The following is a 17,796-nucleotide window of genomic DNA, read 5'->3' as shown; positions in this document are numbered from 1 at the left end:
GAGACCGCCCGTCAAAATCAACGCGGCGGCCTTCGATCAATCATCCAGTAAATTGCACGATCGTGCTATTCTAAAATAACCATGGAGTCGAGCATCACAATGACCTCTCGCAATTTCAGCATCGAGACTATCGGCATTGTCGGAACCGGTGCAATGGGCCGTGGCATCGCCCAGATTGCCGCGCTGGCGGGCCTCACCGTACGTCTGTACGACACGAACCCTGCCGCGATCGGCACAGCGCGCGACTACCTTGCCGAGACTTTCGCCAAATTGACTGCCAAAGGCAAGCTCGACCAGGCCCGTTCGCTCGCCGCACTGGCGAACGTGAGCGGCGCGCAGGTCGTCGGCGATCTGGCCGATTGCGATCTGGTCGTCGAGGCGATCGTTGAAAAGCTCGATGTGAAGCAAGCGCTCTTTCGCGAACTCGAAACGGTGGTGAGTGGCCGTTGCGTGCTGGCGTCGAACACGTCGTCGTTATCGATTACCGCGATTGCGGCGGGCTGCACGAATCCGTCGCGCGTAGCCGGTTATCACTTCTTCAATCCGGTTCCGTTGATGAAGGTCGTCGAAGTGATCGACGGCCTGCGCAGTGATCCCGCCGTCGGCGACGCGCTGATGGAACTCGCGCGACGCATGGGCCACACGCCGGTGCGCGCGAAAGACATGCCCGGCTTCATCGTCAATCATGCCGGTCGCGGCATGAATACCGAAGGCCTGCGCGTAGCCGGCGAAGGCGTGGCGAGTTTTGCCGACATCGACCGCATCATGCGCGAGCAGGCAGGCTTTCGCCTCGGCCCGTTCGAACTGCTCGATCTGACCGCGCTCGACGTGTCGCATCCGGTGATGGAATCGATCTATCACCAGTTCTATGAAGAACCGCGCTTCACGCCCTCGCCAATCACGGGCACGCGGCTCGCGGGCGGACTGATCGGCCGCAAAACGGGCGAAGGCTTCTATCGCTATGAAGACGGTAAGCAGCAAGTGCCCGCGGAAGCGCCTGCGCCGACCGAACTGCCGCACAGCGTGTGGGTCAGCAAGCGCTATCCGGAGGCGCATGAAGCCGTCGTGCAACTCGTCGCCAAAGCTGGCGTCAAGCTCGACGAAGGCGCGGTGCCCGCCGCGGACTCGCTGATCGTCGTGACACCGTTCGGTCATGACGCGACTACCGCCGCCGTCGACGAAGCACTCGATGCAACTCGCGTTGTCGCTATCGACGCCCTCTTCCCGCTGGCCGCCGCGCAGCGCCGCACGCTGATGACAACACCCGCCACCAGTCGCGCCGCACGCGAGACCGCGCACGCACTGTTTGCCGCGGATGGCGTTCCCGTCACGGTGATTCGCGACTCGACCGGCTTCGTCGCTCAACGCGTCGTGGCGACCATCGTCAACATCGGCTGCGACATCGCGCAAAAACAGATCGCAACGCCGGGCGACATCGACCTCGCGGTGACGCTAGGCCTCGGCTACCCGCGCGGACCGCTCGCTCTCGGCGATGCACTGGGCGCGAAAACGATCCTCACCATCTTGCGCAATATCTTCGGCGTGCTCGGTGATCCACGCTATCGCCCGTCGCCCTGGCTTGCACGGCGTGCGCAACTTGGCCTGTCGCTGACGCAACGCGACGCTGCCGACAATCAAACGGAGACCCAACAATGAGCGCCGAACTGCTGACCTCACGCCCGACCGAGAGCGAATCGACGCTGGTCCTCACACTGTCGAACCCCGGTGCACGCAATGCGCTGCATCCGGACATGTATGCCGCGGGCATCGAGGCGCTCGAATCGGTGGAGCGCGATCCGTCGATCCGCGCCGTCGTGATTACCGGCGCGGACAATTTCTTTTGTGCCGGCGGCAATCTGAACCGTCTGCTGGAAAACCGCGCGAAGGATCCGTCGGTGCAGGCCGAAAGCATCGATCTGCTCGGCGAATGGATTTCGGCGCTGCGTTTATCGTCGAAGCCGGTGATCGCCGCCGTCGATGGCGCCGCAGCCGGCGCGGGGTTTTCATTAGCGCTCGCGTGCGATCTGATCGTCGCAGCGGAAGACGCCAAGTTCGTGATGTCGTATGCGCGCGTCGGTCTCACGCCCGATGGCGGCGGCTCGTGGTTTCTCGCGCAAGCCTTGCCGCGTCAACTGGCGACCGAAGTGCTGATCGAAGGCAAACCGATCGGCGCCTCGCGTCTCTACGATCTCGGTGTCGTCAACAAGCTGGCGAAGACCGGCACCGTGCGCGACACCGCTGTCGCCTGGGCCGACGAGCTCGGCAAGATTTCGCCGAATTCGGTCGCGCGCATCAAGGGGCTCATCGGCGCGGCCGGTGCACAGCCGCTTGCTGAACATCTGGTCGCCGAACGGGACAGCTTCGTCGCCTCACTGCACCATCGCGACGGTCTCGAAGGGATTTCAGCGTTTCTCGAAAAACGCGCTCCTGTCTACAAGTAAACATAAGTGAACGAAGGGACGATGCCTGAATATCAACTCCCCAAACGCCGCCGCATCTTCCTGATGCGTCACGGCGACGTAACCTACTTCGACGACTCCGGCCGCGCGATCGATCCGGAAACGGTGCCGTTGAATGCGAACGGCCGCGAACAGGCCAGCGCGGCAGGCCGCGTGTTCGCCGAGCAGCAAGTCCGGTTCGATCGGGTGATCGTGAGCGGCTTGCCGCGCACGGTTGAAACCGCGCAACGCGTTTTGGCCGAGACCGGTCAGCAGATCGAGCTCGACATGGAGCCGGCATGGCAGGAAATTCGCGGCGGCAAGCTCAGCAACATTCCGCAGCAGGATATCGAAGCGGCATTTCTCGGCGTGTTCGACGGCATCGTGCCGGAAACAACGCGCTTTCTCGACGGCGAAACCATTGGCGCGTTGTTTGACCGCGTGTTGCCCGCGGTGGCGGCGTTGCGCGAGGACACGTCGTGGGACACCGTGCTGCTGGTGCTGCACGGCGGCGTGAATCGCGCGATTCTGTCGCACGCGCTCACCGCCGGCGGCCGCACTTTCTTCGGCCATCTGGCGCAGGCCACCGGTTGCATCAACGCGCTCGACGTCGGCGCCGAGTCGCGCGACTGGGTGCTGCGCGCGATCAACTATTCACCGCCGTCGCCGCTCTATCGCGACGTTCGCAACACCACGATGGAAATGCTCTACGCACAATTCATTCAATACAAGCGTAGCTGAACCCGAACTGGAGGAGACACATGGTGCAAGCCACACAGACCGGCGAACCAGAACAGAAACCGGATTACTCGGCCTTCGAGGGCACGCGCCCGGTCAACGAGCGGCAACGCTTCGACAGCGACGCGCTCGCCGCATGGCTAACCCAGCATGTCGATGGATTTGCCGGACCGCTCACCTTGGAGCAATTCGCCGGCGGCCAGTCGAACCCCACCTTCAAACTCGTCACGCCGTCGCGCTCGTATGTGATGCGCGCGAAGCCCGGGCCGGCCGCGAAGTTACTGCCCTCGGCGCACGCCGTCGAACGCGAATACCGCGTGATGCATGCGCTCGCCAACACCGACGTGCCCGTCGCGAACATGCTCGCCTTGTGCGAAGACGAAAGTGTGATCGGCCGGGCGTTCTACGTGATGGAGTTCGTCGAAGGCCGCGTGCTGTGGGACCAGTCTCTGCCCGGCATGACGCCTGCGGAGCGCGCGGCAATTTACGACGAAATGAATCGCGTGATCGCCGCGCTGCATAGCGTCGACGTCACGTCGATCGGTCTTGCCGACTACGGCAAACCGGGTAATTACTTCGCACGCCAGATCGGCCGTTGGAGCAAACAGTACGTCGCGTCCGAAACCGAACCGATCGACGCGATGCAGCGTCTGATCGAATGGCTGCCGCAGCATATGCCGGCGGAAACGAGCGAGCGCGCCTCGGTCGTACATGGCGACTACCGGCTCGACAACCTGATTTTCCATCCCCACGAGCCGCGCGTACTGGCCGTACTCGACTGGGAACTATCGACGCTCGGCGACCCGCTCGCCGATTTCGCGTATCACTGCATGGCGTGGCACGTCGACCCGGCGCAATTCCGCGGCATTGCGGGCCTCGACTGGGCGGCCCTCGGCATTCCCGACGAAGCGCAGTACGTCGAGCGCTATTGCAAGCGCACCGGCTTTGAGATCCACGGCGACTGGAATTTCTATCTCGCGTACAACATGTTCCGCATCGCCGCGATTCTGCAAGGGATCATGAAGCGTGTAGTCGATGGCACCGCGGCCAGCGCTCAGGCGCTCGATGCCGGCCGTCGCGCGAAGCCGATGGCCGAACTCGCCTGGCGCTACGCACAGAAAGTACGTTAAGCAAATCGGCGCCAGATTGCACTCCCGAACAAACGTCATTCGTCATCCGCGAGGTCATACATGAATTTCGATTACACCCCGAAGGTGCAGGCGCTGCGCGAGAAACTGCTCGCCTTCTTCGACGAGCACATCTATCCGAATGAGCAGGCGTTCTATGCCGAGATCGCCCGCAATCGTCAGAACGGCAACGCATGGCTGCCGACCGAACTGATCGAACAACTGAAACAGAAAGCGCGCGACGCCGGTTTGTGGAACCTGTTCCTGCCTGAATCGGTACGCGGCGCCGGTCTGACGAATCTTGAATACGCGCCGCTCTGCGAGATCATGGGCCGTGTGCCTTGGGCGCCGGAAGTGTTCAACTGCAATGCGCCCGACACCGGCAACATGGAAACGATCGAGCGCTACGGCAGCGACGACAACAAGCGCGAATGGCTCGAACCGCTGCTGCAAGGGCACATCCGCTCGGCGTTTCTGATGACCGAGCCGGAGGTAGCCTCGTCGGACGCGACCAATATCCAGACGAGCATCGTGCGCGATGGCGACACCTACGTGATCAACGGTCACAAGTGGTGGTCGTCCGGTGCGGGGGACCCGCGCTGCAAGGTCTACATCGTGATGGGCAAGACCGATCCTGAGGCGCCACGTCATGCGCAGCAGTCGATGATCCTGGTCCCCGCCGACGCGACCGGCATCACCGTGCACCGCCCGCTCACCGTATTCGGCTACGACGACGCGCCCCACGGCCACATGGAAATCACGCTCGAAAACGTGCGCGTGCCGGCTACCAATATGCTGCTCGGCGAAGGGCGCGGCTTCGAAATCGCCCAAGGCCGCCTCGGACCGGGACGCATCCACCACTGCATGCGTTTGATCGGTCTCGCCGAACGCGCGCTCGAACTCATGGCCAAACGCTCCATGCAACGCGTCGCTTTCGGCAAGCCGGTTTCCGCACAGGGCGTCACGCAGGAGCGCATGGCCGAAGCGCGCTGCATGATCGAACAGGCGCGCCTGCTGACGCTGAAGACCGCGTACATGATGGACACGGTCGGCAACAAGGGCGCGCGTGGCGAGATCGCCATGATCAAGGTGGTCGCGCCGAATATGGCATGCCAGGTGATCGACTGGGCGATCCAGGCGCACGGCGGTGGTGGTGTCAGCGACGATTTCCCGTTGGCGTATGCGTACGCCAACGCGCGGACGTTGCGCTTCGCTGATGGCCCCGACGAAGTGCACCGCAACGCGATCGCAAAGCTCGAACTGGCGCGTTATATGGATGCGGGTGCTGCGGCCCGAGTGGAAACGCCGATTACGCGGGTTTGAGGTCGGGGTCGGGGCGGCAGCCGACGGCGCGCCGGCTCACGGCCAGCAGCATTGGCCGATCTATGCTCTAATTTTCGTCAACAGCGGCGCCCTTTGTGGCGCCGCTTTCACGAAACGAAGGAGCCAGGATGATCGACGTCTATAGCTGGGCAACCCCGAACGGCCATAAGGTTCACATCATGCTCGAGGAAACGGGCCTCGCGTACACGGCGCACGGCGTCGATATCGGCGCGGGCGACCAGTTCAAACCCGAGTTCTTGGCGATTAGCCCGAACAACAAGATTCCGGCGATCGTCGATTCCGAAGGTCCTAAAGACGCCGACGGCAAGCCGTTCGCGCTATTCGAATCAGGCGCGATTCTGATTTATCTGGCGGAGAAAACCGGCAAGTTGCTGCCGACTGATCCGGCCGCACGCTATGCGACGCTGCAATGGCTGATGTTTCAGATGGGCGGCATCGGTCCGATGCTCGGGCAAACGCATCATTTCCGCATCTACGCGCCGGAGCCGATCGAATACGCGATCAATCGCTACACGAACGAAACGCGGCGTCTCTATGGCGTGATGGATACGCAGCTCGGCAAGACACAGTATCTGGCCGGCAACGACTACACGATCGCTGACATCGCCGCATTTCCGTGGACGCGCTCGTGGCAAAACCAGGGCATCGAGCTGGATACGTTCCCGCATGTGAAGCGGTGGCACGAAGAAATTGCCGCGCGTCCGGCGGTGGTACGCGGTGTTGACGTGCTGGCGTCGGCCCGCAAGCCGCTCATGGACGACAAGGCTAAGGAAATGCTGTTCGGCGCGACGCAGTACGCGAAGCGGTAGGCATGCCGTCGTCCCTTGGCATCGGCGCTCGTTCGCATTGACAACGACCACGGCATTGCCATCTGTTGAGGCATCGACATAAAAAAGCGCGAGACGGCATCACTGCCACTCGCGCTTTTTTGCCAACCGATCGGCTGTGAACGGTTAGAAATAATGCCGCGTGATGAACTCCGCGACGCAGACCGGCCGCTCACTGCCCTGCCGCTCCAGCGTCACATTCCACTCAACCTGCACACCGGCGTTGTCGACGTCGGTGACGGACTCCACCGCAAACCGGGCGCGCAACTGTGAGCCGACCAGCACCGGTGACGTGAACCGCACACGATTCAATCCGTAGTTGACGCCCATGCGCTGCTTAAGCGCCACCGTCTTGCCGAGCAGCGCAGGGATCAACGACAGCGTCATGAACCCATGCGCGACCGGACCACCAAACGGTGACTCACGCCGTGCCCGCTCGGGGTCGACGTGAATCCACTGATGATCGCCGGTGGCCTCAGCGAAACGATCGACGCTCGCCTGATCGACCGTCAGCCAGTCGCTAACGAGCGGCTCAGCGCCAATCAGCGCACGCAACGCCGCTGCGTCTCCAAACGTTACGGCGGCTACCGCGTTGCTGTCCGTCATGACGCGGCGCCCGGATTGCGCAGTCCGAACAAGCCTTTCGAACGCACCGTAATCACGGTTTCGCCGTGCTGGTTGATGCCTTCCCACTGCGTCGAAACGATGCCGCGATCCGGCTTACTCTCCGAAACACGTTTGTCGAGCACCGCGTTCATCATCGTGATCGTGTCGCCGACACGCACCGGCTTCAACCAGCGGATCTCGTCGATACCGGGCGAGCCCATCGACGTGGAACCCGCGATCGCGTTGCGCACCAGCATGCCCATCATGACCGAACAGGTATGCCAGCCGCTTGCGACCAACCCACGAAACGGCGACGCTGCGGCTGCAGCCTCGTCCAGGTGAAACGGCTGCGGATCGAACTTCTCCGCGAACTCGACGATCTCTTCACGCGTGAAAGTATGCTTGCCGATTTCCGTAGTCGTGCCGACTACCATGTCCTCGTAACTCAGACCCATCGCACACCTCTTTCTTATCCGATTCGGCCGGCTGATCAGGCTTCGGTCGAGACAAAGCCGGGCAGCGCGGCGAACCGCGCGAGATGGTGATCGACATCGCCCAATGTGGTTTCGATGATAGCAAGACGTTTGAACAGATGCGCCGCGGCGACCTCGTTCGTGACGCCCATGCCTCCGTGCAACTGCACCGCCTGCTGACCGACGAAACGGGCGGCCTGGCCGACCCGCGCCTTCGCTGCGGAGACGGCACGGCGACGTTCCTCGGCGTCAGCGCTGGTGTAACGCACGGCCGCCAGGTATGTGATCGAACGCGCCTGCTCGGCGTGAATCAACATCTCGACCATGCGATGCTGTAGCGCCTGGAAACGCGCGATCGGCTGGCCAAACTGCTGGCGCGTCTTGGTGTACTCGCCCGTTGCATGGTTCAGTGCGTCGAGCGCGCCGACCGCTTCCGCGCACAGCAATACCGTGCCGTAGTCTGCAATGTGCTCGAGCGCCGCGGCGCCCGAGTGTTTGCCGGTGAGCTGGCGTGCAGGTGTGCCATCGAACTCGAGTGTCGCGGCGCGCTGACCGTCGATTGTGCGGTAGTCAGTGACTTTGACACCGGCCGCATCGCGGGCGACCACAAAAAGCGCGATCTCGCCAATCAGCCGAGCCGGCACGATCCAGTAATCCGCTTGCGCGCCGTGCAGCACAACCGATTTCGTGCCGGTCACCGTCTGCTGATTGCCCTGACCGTTCGCAACCGTGTCGACCTCGAACAGATCGTAGCGTGCGTGCGGCTCGTGAAAGGCCACTGCCAGCTTGATTTCGCCCTGGGCCGCGCGTTCGAGCAGCGACGCGTCTTCGCCCTGCCCGGTGCCCGCCAGCCGCAGCGCCTCGATACCCACAGCAGTCGCCCAATACGGCTCGACCACCAGAGCACGCCCGAGCTCCTGCATGACCACCAGCATGTCGATCGGGCTGCCGTTGAAGCCACCCTGCGCTTCCGGCACCGGCAACGCAGTCAGGCCCAGTTCGGTAAAAGCTGTCCAGTGCGCGTCCGACACCCCGGTTTCCGATTGCACGATCGCCTGGCGCGCTTCGAACCCGTAGCTCTTGTCAAGGTAGCGGCGCAGCGCGTCAGCAAATTGCTGTTGTTCGTCGTTGAAAGTGAAGTCCATGCGCCGCTCCTCAGAGTCCGAGAATCATCTGCGCGATGATGTTCTTTTGAATTTCGTTCGAGCCGCCGTAAATCGACGTCTTGCGGAAGTTGAAGTAGTACGCGGCCAGCGGCGCGGCGTCATCGTCACCGGCGAGGCTGTGCTCGCGTTCGCCTTCGAGGAATGGCACGTCGAATGGCGCGGCGAGGGGCCCGACCGCTTCGAACATCAGTTCGGTCAGCGCCTGCTGCACTTCCGTGCCCTTGATTTTGAGCATCGATGCTTCCGGCCCAGGCCCACGTCCGCCCGTTTCATTGGCGACCACGCGTTGCACGGTGACTTCGAGTGCCATCAGTTCGATCTCGAGGCTCGCGACTTTCGCGGCGAACACAGGATCTTGCAGCAGCGGCTTGCCGTTCTTCTTCTGATCCAGCGCGAGGCGCTTCAGGAATACGAGTTCGCGCTTCGATTGCCCAACGCGCGCAATACCGGTGCGTTCGTGCCCGAGCAGGTACTTCGCATAGGTCCAGCCACGATTCTCTTCGCCGACCAGATTGTCGACCGGCACTTTCACGTCCTCGAAAAAGACTTCGTTGACTTCGTGGTCTTCGTCGAGCGTGATGATCGGGCGCACGGTAATACCGGGCGTTTTCATGTCGATCAACAGGAACGAGATACCCTCCTGCTTTTTAGCGCCGCTATCGGTGCGCACGAGGCAGAACATCATGTCGGCGTACTGGCCGAGCGTAGTCCAGGTCTTCTGGCCGTTGACCACATAGTGATCGCCAACGCGCTCGGCACGTGTGCGCAGCGAGGCCAGGTCGGAACCGGAGCCCGGTTCGGAATAGCCCTGACACCACCAGTCCGTGCCGTCGAGAATGCGCGGCAGATAGTGGCGTTTCTGAGCCTCATTGCCGTACTTCATCAGCACGGGCGCTACCATCGAGACGCCGAACGGCAGGACGGACGGCGCACCGATACGCGCGCACTCTTCGTCCCAGATATGCCGTTGGGTCGCGTCCCAGCCCGGGCCGCCGTATTCTTTCGGCCACGCGATGACCGACCAGCCGCGCATGCCGAGCAGCTTGTGCCAACCCGCGAAGTCTTCGCGGTTCAGACGCTTGTGATTGAGTACTTTGTCGCTCAGCTCGCGAGGCAGATTCGCTTCGAGCCAAGCGCGGATGTCGGCGCGGAATGCGTCGTCAGCGGGGGAATAGTCCAGATTCATGCGTCGTGTCTCCTGGCCGCAACCGCCCGCTGCCAGTGAGCCACTGCGCTATTGCAGCGGTTCCTTCAAGGCAGCCGGGATCGGCAGCGGCATCACTTCGATGCCTTCTTCGACCAAGGCTTTCGCGTCTTCCGGTGTCGTGACACCGCGAATATTGCGTGCTGGCGCTTCGTTGTAGTGAATGCGCCGTGCTTCCTCGGCGAAGCGGTCGCCCACGTTCTCTGTCTTTTCCAGTACCTCGCGCAAGGCACGCATGACGCGCGCCTGCATTTCTCCCGTATCCGCAGGGACTTTCGCTTCGGTCGCTCCCGACAGATTCAGTCGGGGCGCCGACGGCAGACGGCTCACTTCGTTCGCACCGCAGATCGGACATTCGACGAGCTTGCGGGACTGCTGCGACTCGAAGTCATCAGCCGAAGCAAACCAGCCTTCGAACCGATGGCCATGCGGACACTGTAAATCGAGGACCTTCATGTGGAATCAGGGCTTGCGTGCCAGTTTAGCGCAAAATGGAAATTTGTGAACGGTCGTTCGTAAATTTTTACGGACGGCGCGTTGACGCCAGGCGTCGCTGACAAATCGAACGCGGTGCGCGATTTTAACGCTTTGCGCAGTGGGCTGCCGAAGGTGGCTCAATCGGTGAACGGCACGCCGAACCCGTCAACAAAAAGGCACGCTGGTCGTATCGAACTCATGGGTTCGCGCAGCTACTCGCTGCGCCCCTTTTAAGCCACCAGAAATTCGAGGCGGCGGTTAAGCTGCGGTTCGAGTTCGCGCGCCTCTTTGGCAAGGTTGATCTGTTTGGCCGATTTCGCGACATCGAATACGTCGGCCTTGATTTCATACCCGCCACGCGCGGTCAGCCAGCCAAGGATGTCCGACAGATGCCACACCGACGCACTGCCCTCGTGAACCGGCGGCGGAAAGTCGATTGCGTGGCTCAGCATCAGCTTACGCATGTTTTGCCTTGACACGCCCGCGACCTCAGCGACATCCGTCAGGCCGACGAAGTCCGGCCCCGCCTCGACAAGGCGCGCAGACGGCACTGCCTGCTTGATATCTTTGAGTGCACTGATGAGCGCTTCGAACGCCGACGCGCCTTCGCGAGCAAAAACCAGCGCCATGCGCCCCGGTTGCCCCACGCCGATCGTAGCGTCGTCACATCCGGCTTCGCCCAACCGCTCGACGATCTCGTCGAGATCGCAATCTTCAGCCGCGAGCCGGTACTTCAAGGTGAACACATATTCCATAAGCTACTCCTGCCTTCATTCAGCTTCGGGCTTTTGCCCTTCAAACACTTTTACTGCCGACGTGTCGTGCAATTATCGACAATGAGCCTGAGGTGCTTTGCGTGATTGCCGGGATTCTTTGGCGTACTCCACACACTCGAGATGCAGAACTCGCCGCAACGGCATTCCGCGTCGTTGTAGGGACAGTAAATCTTTCCCCATGCGTGACCTTTACCGCCGCCTTGCACACGCCAGCCGTTTCTTTCCGCGTAAGCCAGCGCCGCCTCGACCTCTTTCTTTGAATGGACTCCACGAACCATCTATACCCTCCAATTTAGTCCACGCGCGCATGGTTGTCAAGTGACAACCATGCGCGCGTGGCCATAACCGCATACATCCCACACTCTTCGTTATCCAAAATAACTGCGATAACAGACTCCGTTGACAGACGTCGATACTAGAGCGGCAACGACCACAGGGCGAGACTGTCAGATGGCATAGGACTGGAGCCCGTTTTTCAGACACGGGGGCAACGCATCGAGTCGATATCGTGCTCACAATGACAAAGCCCCTGCCGGTCGTAGACCAACAGGGGCTTTTTTGCGGATTTTCTAACCAGCGTGTGATTCGCGCCGGTTCAGCGTTCTGAACCGTGCACGCTATTGCGGCTCGGTCATTGGCCAGGTACCCGACAAAACCTTCTCCAGCCAGAACGTGCCAATGATGGTTTTCACGTCCGTCACCTTGCCCGTGCGTACCCATTCCAACATATCGGTGACGCTGGCCGTGAACAGTTCGAGGAATTCGCCGTCGTCGAGTTTGCGCTCGCCGGCAGTCAACCCACGCGCCAGGTAAATATCGATGAATTCAGTCGAGTAGGAAATGATCGGATGAATGCGCGTCAGATAGACATACTCGCGCGCCGTATAGCCGGTCTCTTCCTGCAGCTCGCGTTTCGCGCAGGCCAGCGCGCCTTCGTTCGGATCGAGCTTGCCCGCCGGATACTCGACCATAACCTTACCCATCGGATAGCGGTACTGGTTTTCCAGCAACACGCGACCGTCGTCGAATAGCGGAATCACCATCACGGCGCCCGGATGCTGAACATACTCGCGGGTGGCCTGCTTACCGTCGGGCAAGCGGACCGTATCGCACTTGAGCGTCAGGAATGGCCCTTGATGGATCGTTTTGCTCTCGAGACAGGTCTCGGTGAGCGCGGCGTCGTGATCGGGAAGTTCAGCCATATGCGACCTCAGGACAGCGTGGTGCGCGACGGCGAGAGGCCGTCAGCGACGTTTGACGAGATACTGGAAGGTAAAGCCGGGGAATGCGAATACGACGAACAACGCGAACGTGATCGCGTAGAACTGCCACCCCTGCTCGAAGCGGTTACCCGCGCGCGCTTCCAGCAGGAAACCGAGCGCACCGACGATGAAGTACAGCACGATCAACTCGGCAATCCGGATCCAGGCGCTCTTCTTCGCCGCTTTCAAGGGCACGGCGGCGAAGAGACGCTGATTCAGGAACGGCAGGTTGGCGCCGACCAGCGCCAACAACACGATAAACCAACCCGCAGCCGACATCAGAGCAGCAGCGTGTGCTGGATAGCCTGCAGGCAGGCCTTCAACAGCGGATCCGGCACGATACCGAGCACCAGCACGGCAACACCATTAACCGCCAGCAATGCACGCGAGCTCGTGTCGGCGAGGATCGGCGACTTGTCTTGCGGTTCGTCGAAGTACATCAGCTTGACGATACGCAGGTAGTAGAAGGCACCGAACAGCGAGGTGATCACGGCCAACACGGTCAGCCAGGTCAACCCGGCATTCATGGTTGCCTGCAGCACCGCGAGCTTGGCGTAGAAGCCGACCGCGGGCGGGATGCCGGCGAGCGAGAACATCATCACCATCATGACGAACGCAAACACCGGGCTGCGTTGATTCAGGCCCTTGAAGTCTTCGAGCGTATCCGCTTCGAAATCGCGGCGTGCCAGCAGCATGATGATGCCGAAGGTGCCCATCGTCGTGATCAGGTAGACGATGCTGTAGTACATCGCCGAGCCGTACGCGTTGGCGGCGCCCGTGGTCTTGTGGTCGACCACGCCGGCCAGCAGGCCCAGCAGCACGAAGCCCATGTTCGAGATCGCCGAATACGCGAGCATCCGCTTGACGTTGCGTTGCACGATACCGGTGATGTTGCCGACGATCAGCGACAGCGCCGCCAGGATCACCAGCATTTCCTGCCATTCGACCGCAAGCGGCAGCAGACCCATCACGAGGAAGCGCAGGCCCCACGCGAATGCCGCCACCTTCGGACCGCCGCCGACCATCAGCGTCATGGCCGTCGGAGCGCCCTGATACACGTCAGGCACCCACATGTGGAACGGCACCGCGCCCATCTTGAACGCCACGCCTGCCACGATAAAGATCACGCCGAACAGCAGCACGCTCGGATCGTAGTGGCTCGTGCCGATCGCCTTGAACACTTCGTTCAGGTCGAGCGAGCCGGTTGCACCGTACAGCATGGAAATGCCGTACAGCAGGAAGCCGGAAGCCAGGGCACCGAGCACGTAGTACTTCATTGCGGCTTCGTTCGACGGTGCCGCGTCACGACGCAGTGCGATCGCACCGTACAGCGACAGCGACATCAGCTCCAGACCGAGGTACAGCGTCAGGAAGTTGTTGCCGGAGATCATCACGAGCTGACCGAGCAACGAGAACATGCCCAACAGGAAGAACTCACCGCGGAACAGCCCGCGATCCTCGAGGTACCGGCGCGAATAAACAATCGACACTGCGTAGCCGAGCGTCACCACCGCCTTCATCACGCTGGCGAACGAATCCACCACATACATGTGACCGAAGAAGTAATGAACCTGCGGGTCGAACGCGTTCACCGCGAACCAGATGCCGGCAATCAGCGTCGAGAAGAACGCGAGGAAATACGTGGTGCGGCGACCGGCCTGGCCGACGAACGTGTCGTTGAGCCACGCGACCACAACGGCGAGCATCACCAGTGCGTCGGGCAACAGGGCAGTCATAGGGGCGTTTTGCATGATCTTTAAATTCCTCCGCTCTGCATTACTGTGGCAACGGCAGTTTGGACTGCGCGACGTGGGAGAGGAGGTTTTCCACGGATACGTGCATCACATCGGTAAAGGGCTTCGGATACAGGCCCATGAACAGCGTCAGTGCAGCGAGCACTGCCAGCATGAAAAATTCGCGACGGTTGATGTCGAGGAGGCCCTTCACGTGATCGTTGGCGACCGCGCCGAAGTACACGCGCTTGTACATCCACAGCGTGTAGGCCGCGCCGAGAATCAGCGTGACAGCCGCACCGCCCGCGATCCAGAAGTTGTACTGGACAGCAGCCAGAATCACCATGAACTCGCCGACGAAACCGGAAGTACCCGGCAAGCCGCAATTCGCCATCGAAAACAGCATCACGAACGCCGCGAACTTCGGCATCACGTTGACGACGCCGCCGTAATCGGCGATCTGACGCGAGTGCATACGGTCGTACAACACGCCGATGCTCAGGAACATCGCGCCCGACACGAAGCCGTGCGAGATCATCTGTACGATCGCGCCTTCCACGCCGAGCTGATTGAAGATGAAGAAACCAAGCGTCACGAAACCCATGTGCGCGATCGACGAATACGCGACCAGCTTCTTCATGTCGGTCTGCACCATCGCGACCAGACCGATGTAGATCACCGCGATCAGCGACAGCGCAATGACCACCGGAGCAAGGAAGTGGCTTGCGTCCGGTGCGATCGGCAGCGAGAAGCGCACGAAACCGTAGGCGCCCAGCTTCAGCATGATCGCGGCCAGCACGACCGAGCCGCCGGTCGGCGCTTCCACGTGGGCGTCAGGCAACCACGTGTGAACCGGCCACATCGGCACCTTCACGGCGAAGGCCAGGAAGAACGCTATGAATAGCAGTATCTGCGGCGTCATGCCGATCTGCGTGTTCTGCCACGTAGCCAGATCGAACGTGCCGGTCTGGATGTACAGGTAAAGCAACGCGACCAGCATCAGCAGTGAGCCCATCAGCGTGTACAGGAAGAACTTGAACGCCGCATACACGCGGTTCGCTCCGCCCCACACGCCGATGATGATGTACATCGGAATCAGCGTCGCTTCGAAGAACACGTAGAACAGCATGCCGTCCGCTGCGCTGAACACGCCGACCATGATGCCGGACAGGATCAGGAACGCAGCGAGGTACTGGGCCACGTTCTTCGTGATGACTTCCCACGCGGAGATCACAACGATCACCGTAATCAATGCGGTCAACACGACGAACCACATGGAGATGCCGTCGACACCCAGGTGGTACGTAATATTGAAGCGCTCGATCCAGTTCGCCTTTTCGACGAACTGCAGATCGGCGGTACTCGAATCAAAACCCGTAATCAGCGGGATCGTCACGATGAAGCTGACGACCGAGCCGATCAGCGCAATCCAGCGCGCCGGAGCCGGGTTCCGGTCGGAACCAATAGCCAGGACCAGTAGACCTACGAGGATCGGTAACCAGATCGCGATACTGAGAATCGGATAAGCGTGCATTAGTGTCCCTCGCCTTATTTGCCGCCGAGCGTTACAAACAGGGTCAGGAGCCCCAACATGCCGATAATCATGGCAAACGCGTAGTGGTAGATGTAGCCGGATTGGAGGAAGCGGATCACGCCGGCAAACCAGCCGATAAAGCGCGCGCTGCCGTTGACGATGCCGTCGATAACCACGACGTCGCCTTCCTTCCAGAGACCACGGCCAATCGCCACGGCGCCCCGCGCGAACACGACTTCGTTGATCTTGTCCATGTAGTACTTGTTGTCGAGCAGCGTATAGATCGGGCCGAACGCGCGCTTGACGACCGCCGGCAGATCAGGACGAACCAGATACAGGAACCACGCGACCACGACACCCGCAAGTGCCAGCCACACCGGCAGACCTGAAACCGAGTGCAGACCCATCGACGCCCAGCCCTGGAATTCTTCGGCCATCTCATGCAGTGCCGGATGGTTTTCGCCGATGAAGATCACCTTGTCGAACGCCACGCCGTGCTGGAAGAAGTCGCCGAACAGCATCGGAGCGACACCGATCGCACCGATCACCACCGACGGAATCGCCAGCAGAACCAGCGGCAGCCACACCACCCACGGCGTTTCATGCGGCTCGTGCGCGTGGTCGTCGTGACCATGCCCATGGCCGTGTGCGTCATGGCCGTGACCGTCATGTGCATGGGCTGCAGCTTCGATGCCCATCGGCGATTCCGGATGCTTCGGATCGCGGAAGCGCTCCTTGCCGTGGAACACCAGGAAGTACATCCGGAACGAGTACAGCGCAGTAACGAACACGCTCGCCACCACCGCGAAGTAGGCGAAACCCGAACCCGGCAGATGCGACAGCTTCACTGCGTCGATGATCGAGTCTTTCGAGTAGAAGCCTGAGAAGAACGGTGTGCCGATCAGCGCGAGCGAACCGACCAGCGACGTAATCCACGTGATCGGCATGTACTTGCGCAGGCCGCCCATGTTGCGGATGTCCTGATCGTGGTGCATGCCGATGATCACGGAACCCGCGCCGAGGAACAGCAACGCCTTGAAGAACGCGTGCGTCATCAGGTGGAAGATGGCGACCGAGTAAGCCGATGCGCCGAGTGCGACCGTCATGTAACCGAGCTGCGACAGCGTCGAGTAAGCCACCACGCGCTTGATGTCGTTCTGGACGATTCCGAGGAAGCCCATGAACAGCGCCGTGATCGCACCGATCACCATCACGAACGACAGTGCCGTATCCGACAGTTCGAACAGGGGCGACATGCGTGCGACCATGAAGATACCGGCCGTCACCATGGTTGCCGCGTGAATCAGTGCGGAGATCGGCGTCGGGCCTTCCATCGAATCCGGCAGCCAGACGTGCAGCGGGAACTGCGCCGACTTACCCATCGCGCCGATGAAAAGGCAAATGCAGGCAACCGTCAGCAGACCCCAGTCCGTGCCCGGGAAGCTCAATGCCGCGAGTTCGGTGCGCTTCGCGAAGACGTCGCCGTAGTTCATCGAACCGGCGAAAGCGAACAGCAGACCGATCCCGAGCAGGAACCCGAAGTCGCCGATGCGGTTCACGATGAACGCCTTCATGTTCGCGTAGATCGCGCTCTCACGAGTGAAGTAGAAGCCGATCAGCAGGTACGACACCAGACCCACCGCTTCCCAACCGAAGAACAGTTGCAGGAAGTTGTTGCTCATCACGAGCATCAGCATCGAGAACGTGAACAGCGCGATGTACGAGAAGAAGCGCTGGTAGCCGTCGTCGTCGGCCATGTAGCCGATCGTGTAGATGTGCACCATGAGCGACACGAAGGTCACCACGCACATCATCATCGCCGTCAGCGAGTCGACCAGGAAGCCGATCTCGAACTTCGTCTGGCCGATCTGCATCCAGTCATAGACCGTCGCGTTGAAACTCGCGCCGTCCATCACCTGGAAGAAGACGATGGCCGAAAGGATGAAGGAGATCGCGACGCCGAGGATCGTGACCGAATGCGCGCCGGCTCGCCCTACCGCTTTCCCAAACAGCCCCGCAATCAGGGAGCCGGCCAGCGGTGCCAGCGGGATCGCCAGCAGCAGGTTTTCATTGAGTGTCGTTGACATAACC

General features: G+C 61.2%; 18 protein-coding genes. 6 read left to right on the top strand and 12 right to left on the bottom strand.

Annotated elements, in window-relative coordinates; all coding sequences use genetic code 11:
• Nucleotides 1–99: 99 nt before the first annotated feature.
• The 6 genes from M0D64_RS10500 to M0D64_RS10475 all read left to right on the top strand — a co-directional run bounded on the left by M0D64_RS10500 (nucleotide 100) and on the right by M0D64_RS10475 (nucleotide 6,456).
• A complete protein-coding gene (locus tag M0D64_RS10500; protein WP_266257565.1) occupies nucleotides 100–1,656 on the top strand; it encodes a 3-hydroxyacyl-CoA dehydrogenase in 1,557 nt (518 codons plus the stop codon).
• Nucleotides 1,653–2,441 carry an oxepin-CoA hydrolase, alternative type gene (locus M0D64_RS10495; RefSeq protein WP_154567311.1) on the top strand — a complete coding sequence of 263 codons (789 nt, stop codon included), beginning with the start codon at nucleotides 1,653–1,655 and terminating at the stop codon, nucleotides 2,439–2,441. Before M0D64_RS10500 ends, M0D64_RS10495 begins: the two co-directional genes overlap by 4 nt.
• 21 nt (nucleotides 2,442–2,462) lie before the next feature.
• Complete coding sequence (locus tag M0D64_RS10490; protein WP_266257564.1) at nucleotides 2,463–3,179, top strand: histidine phosphatase family protein; 717 nt, start codon at nucleotides 2,463–2,465, stop codon at nucleotides 3,177–3,179.
• Nucleotides 3,180–3,199: 20 nt separating this feature from the next.
• Nucleotides 3,200–4,306, top strand: coding sequence for a phosphotransferase (locus M0D64_RS10485; protein WP_266257563.1), 1,107 nt, complete (start codon nucleotides 3,200–3,202; stop codon nucleotides 4,304–4,306).
• A 60-nt stretch (nucleotides 4,307–4,366) separates the two neighbouring features.
• A complete protein-coding gene (locus tag M0D64_RS10480) occupies nucleotides 4,367–5,626 on the top strand; it encodes an acyl-CoA dehydrogenase family protein (RefSeq protein ID WP_266257561.1) in 1,260 nt (419 codons plus the stop codon).
• Nucleotides 5,627–5,754: 128 nt separating this feature from the next.
• Nucleotides 5,755–6,456 carry a glutathione binding-like protein gene (locus tag M0D64_RS10475; RefSeq protein WP_154567315.1) on the top strand — a complete coding sequence of 234 codons (702 nt, stop codon included), beginning with the start codon at nucleotides 5,755–5,757 and terminating at the stop codon, nucleotides 6,454–6,456.
• Between the two features lie 144 nt (nucleotides 6,457–6,600).
• Here M0D64_RS10475 and M0D64_RS10470 read toward each other — a convergent pair whose 3' ends face one another.
• The 12 genes from M0D64_RS10470 to nuoL form a co-directional block, all read right to left on the bottom strand.
• The gene (locus M0D64_RS10470; protein WP_266257559.1) at nucleotides 6,601–7,080 is read right to left on the bottom strand and encodes a MaoC family dehydratase; all 480 of its coding nucleotides are present in this window, start codon (nucleotides 7,078–7,080) and stop codon (nucleotides 6,601–6,603) included.
• Nucleotides 7,077–7,535, bottom strand: a complete 459-nt coding sequence (locus tag M0D64_RS10465; RefSeq protein ID WP_154567188.1) for a MaoC family dehydratase — start codon at nucleotides 7,533–7,535, stop codon at nucleotides 7,077–7,079. Before M0D64_RS10465 ends, M0D64_RS10470 begins: the two co-directional genes overlap by 4 nt.
• Nucleotides 7,536–7,570: 35 nt before the next feature.
• On the bottom strand, nucleotides 7,571–8,698 hold the full coding sequence (locus tag M0D64_RS10460) for an acyl-CoA dehydrogenase family protein (protein WP_266257557.1): 1,128 nt from the start codon (nucleotides 8,696–8,698) through the stop codon (nucleotides 7,571–7,573).
• Between the two features lie 10 nt (nucleotides 8,699–8,708).
• Nucleotides 8,709–9,905, bottom strand: coding sequence for an acyl-CoA dehydrogenase family protein (locus tag M0D64_RS10455; protein WP_266257556.1), 1,197 nt, complete (start codon nucleotides 9,903–9,905; stop codon nucleotides 8,709–8,711).
• A gap of 48 nt (nucleotides 9,906–9,953) precedes the next feature.
• The gene (locus M0D64_RS10450) at nucleotides 9,954–10,379 is read right to left on the bottom strand and encodes a DUF1178 family protein (protein ID WP_266257554.1); all 426 of its coding nucleotides are present in this window, start codon (nucleotides 10,377–10,379) and stop codon (nucleotides 9,954–9,956) included.
• A gap of 251 nt (nucleotides 10,380–10,630) precedes the next feature.
• Nucleotides 10,631–11,155 (bottom strand): AlpA family transcriptional regulator, encoded by a 525-nt coding sequence (locus M0D64_RS10445; protein ID WP_266257552.1) that lies wholly within the window; start codon nucleotides 11,153–11,155, stop codon nucleotides 10,631–10,633.
• Nucleotides 11,156–11,205: 50 nt separating this feature from the next.
• Complete coding sequence (locus M0D64_RS10440; RefSeq protein WP_266257550.1) at nucleotides 11,206–11,454, bottom strand: hypothetical protein; 249 nt, start codon at nucleotides 11,452–11,454, stop codon at nucleotides 11,206–11,208.
• A 339-nt stretch (nucleotides 11,455–11,793) separates the two neighbouring features.
• Nucleotides 11,794–12,378: an NUDIX domain-containing protein gene (locus tag M0D64_RS10435; protein ID WP_266257549.1), complete on the bottom strand. Its 585-nt coding sequence runs from the start codon at nucleotides 12,376–12,378 to the stop codon at nucleotides 11,794–11,796.
• A gap of 42 nt (nucleotides 12,379–12,420) precedes the next feature.
• Nucleotides 12,421–12,717 carry a DUF2818 family protein gene (locus M0D64_RS10430; RefSeq protein ID WP_266257547.1) on the bottom strand — a complete coding sequence of 99 codons (297 nt, stop codon included), beginning with the start codon at nucleotides 12,715–12,717 and terminating at the stop codon, nucleotides 12,421–12,423.
• Entirely contained in the window at nucleotides 12,717–14,189 is a 1,473-nt protein-coding gene (gene nuoN, locus M0D64_RS10425; RefSeq protein WP_266257545.1) for an NADH-quinone oxidoreductase subunit NuoN, read from the bottom strand. Before nuoN ends, M0D64_RS10430 begins: the two co-directional genes overlap by 1 nt.
• A gap of 25 nt (nucleotides 14,190–14,214) precedes the next feature.
• Complete coding sequence (locus M0D64_RS10420) at nucleotides 14,215–15,705, bottom strand: NADH-quinone oxidoreductase subunit M (protein ID WP_154567196.1); 1,491 nt, start codon at nucleotides 15,703–15,705, stop codon at nucleotides 14,215–14,217.
• A gap of 14 nt (nucleotides 15,706–15,719) precedes the next feature.
• Nucleotides 15,720–17,792: an NADH-quinone oxidoreductase subunit L gene (nuoL, locus tag M0D64_RS10415; protein WP_154567197.1), complete on the bottom strand. Its 2,073-nt coding sequence runs from the start codon at nucleotides 17,790–17,792 to the stop codon at nucleotides 15,720–15,722.
• Nucleotides 17,793–17,796 lie beyond the last annotated feature (4 nt).

The organism is Paraburkholderia sp. WS6, from assembly GCF_030464835.1.
Taxonomy (GTDB): Bacteria; Pseudomonadota; Gammaproteobacteria; order Burkholderiales; family Burkholderiaceae; genus Paraburkholderia; species Paraburkholderia madseniana.
This window is presented reverse-complemented; position numbering and strand designations above follow the sequence as displayed.

Coding starts and splice junctions, on each gene's coding strand:
- nuoL (WP_154567197.1), bottom strand. CDS start 17,792: ATGTCAACGACACTCAATGAAAACCTGCTGCTGGCGATCCCGCTGGCA.
- M0D64_RS10445 (WP_266257552.1), bottom strand. CDS start 11,155: ATGGAATATGTGTTCACCTTGAAGTACCGGCTCGCGGCTGAAGATTGC.
- M0D64_RS10500 (WP_266257565.1), top strand. CDS start 100: ATGACCTCTCGCAATTTCAGCATCGAGACTATCGGCATTGTCGGAACC.
- M0D64_RS10475 (WP_154567315.1), top strand. CDS start 5,755: ATGATCGACGTCTATAGCTGGGCAACCCCGAACGGCCATAAGGTTCAC.
- M0D64_RS10450 (WP_266257554.1), bottom strand. CDS start 10,379: ATGAAGGTCCTCGATTTACAGTGTCCGCATGGCCATCGGTTCGAAGGC.
- M0D64_RS10435 (WP_266257549.1), bottom strand. CDS start 12,378: ATGGCTGAACTTCCCGATCACGACGCCGCGCTCACCGAGACCTGTCTC.
- M0D64_RS10495 (WP_154567311.1), top strand. CDS start 1,653: ATGAGCGCCGAACTGCTGACCTCACGCCCGACCGAGAGCGAATCGACG.
- M0D64_RS10455 (WP_266257556.1), bottom strand. CDS start 9,905: ATGAATCTGGACTATTCCCCCGCTGACGACGCATTCCGCGCCGACATC.
- M0D64_RS10430 (WP_266257547.1), bottom strand. CDS start 12,717: ATGTCGGCTGCGGGTTGGTTTATCGTGTTGTTGGCGCTGGTCGGCGCC.
- M0D64_RS10490 (WP_266257564.1), top strand. CDS start 2,463: ATGCCTGAATATCAACTCCCCAAACGCCGCCGCATCTTCCTGATGCGT.
- M0D64_RS10460 (WP_266257557.1), bottom strand. CDS start 8,698: ATGGACTTCACTTTCAACGACGAACAACAGCAATTTGCTGACGCGCTG.
- M0D64_RS10440 (WP_266257550.1), bottom strand. CDS start 11,454: ATGGTTCGTGGAGTCCATTCAAAGAAAGAGGTCGAGGCGGCGCTGGCT.
- M0D64_RS10480 (WP_266257561.1), top strand. CDS start 4,367: ATGAATTTCGATTACACCCCGAAGGTGCAGGCGCTGCGCGAGAAACTG.
- M0D64_RS10420 (WP_154567196.1), bottom strand. CDS start 15,705: ATGCACGCTTATCCGATTCTCAGTATCGCGATCTGGTTACCGATCCTC.
- M0D64_RS10485 (WP_266257563.1), top strand. CDS start 3,200: ATGGTGCAAGCCACACAGACCGGCGAACCAGAACAGAAACCGGATTAC.
- M0D64_RS10470 (WP_266257559.1), bottom strand. CDS start 7,080: ATGACGGACAGCAACGCGGTAGCCGCCGTAACGTTTGGAGACGCAGCG.
- M0D64_RS10465 (WP_154567188.1), bottom strand. CDS start 7,535: ATGGGTCTGAGTTACGAGGACATGGTAGTCGGCACGACTACGGAAATC.
- nuoN (WP_266257545.1), bottom strand. CDS start 14,189: ATGCAAAACGCCCCTATGACTGCCCTGTTGCCCGACGCACTGGTGATG.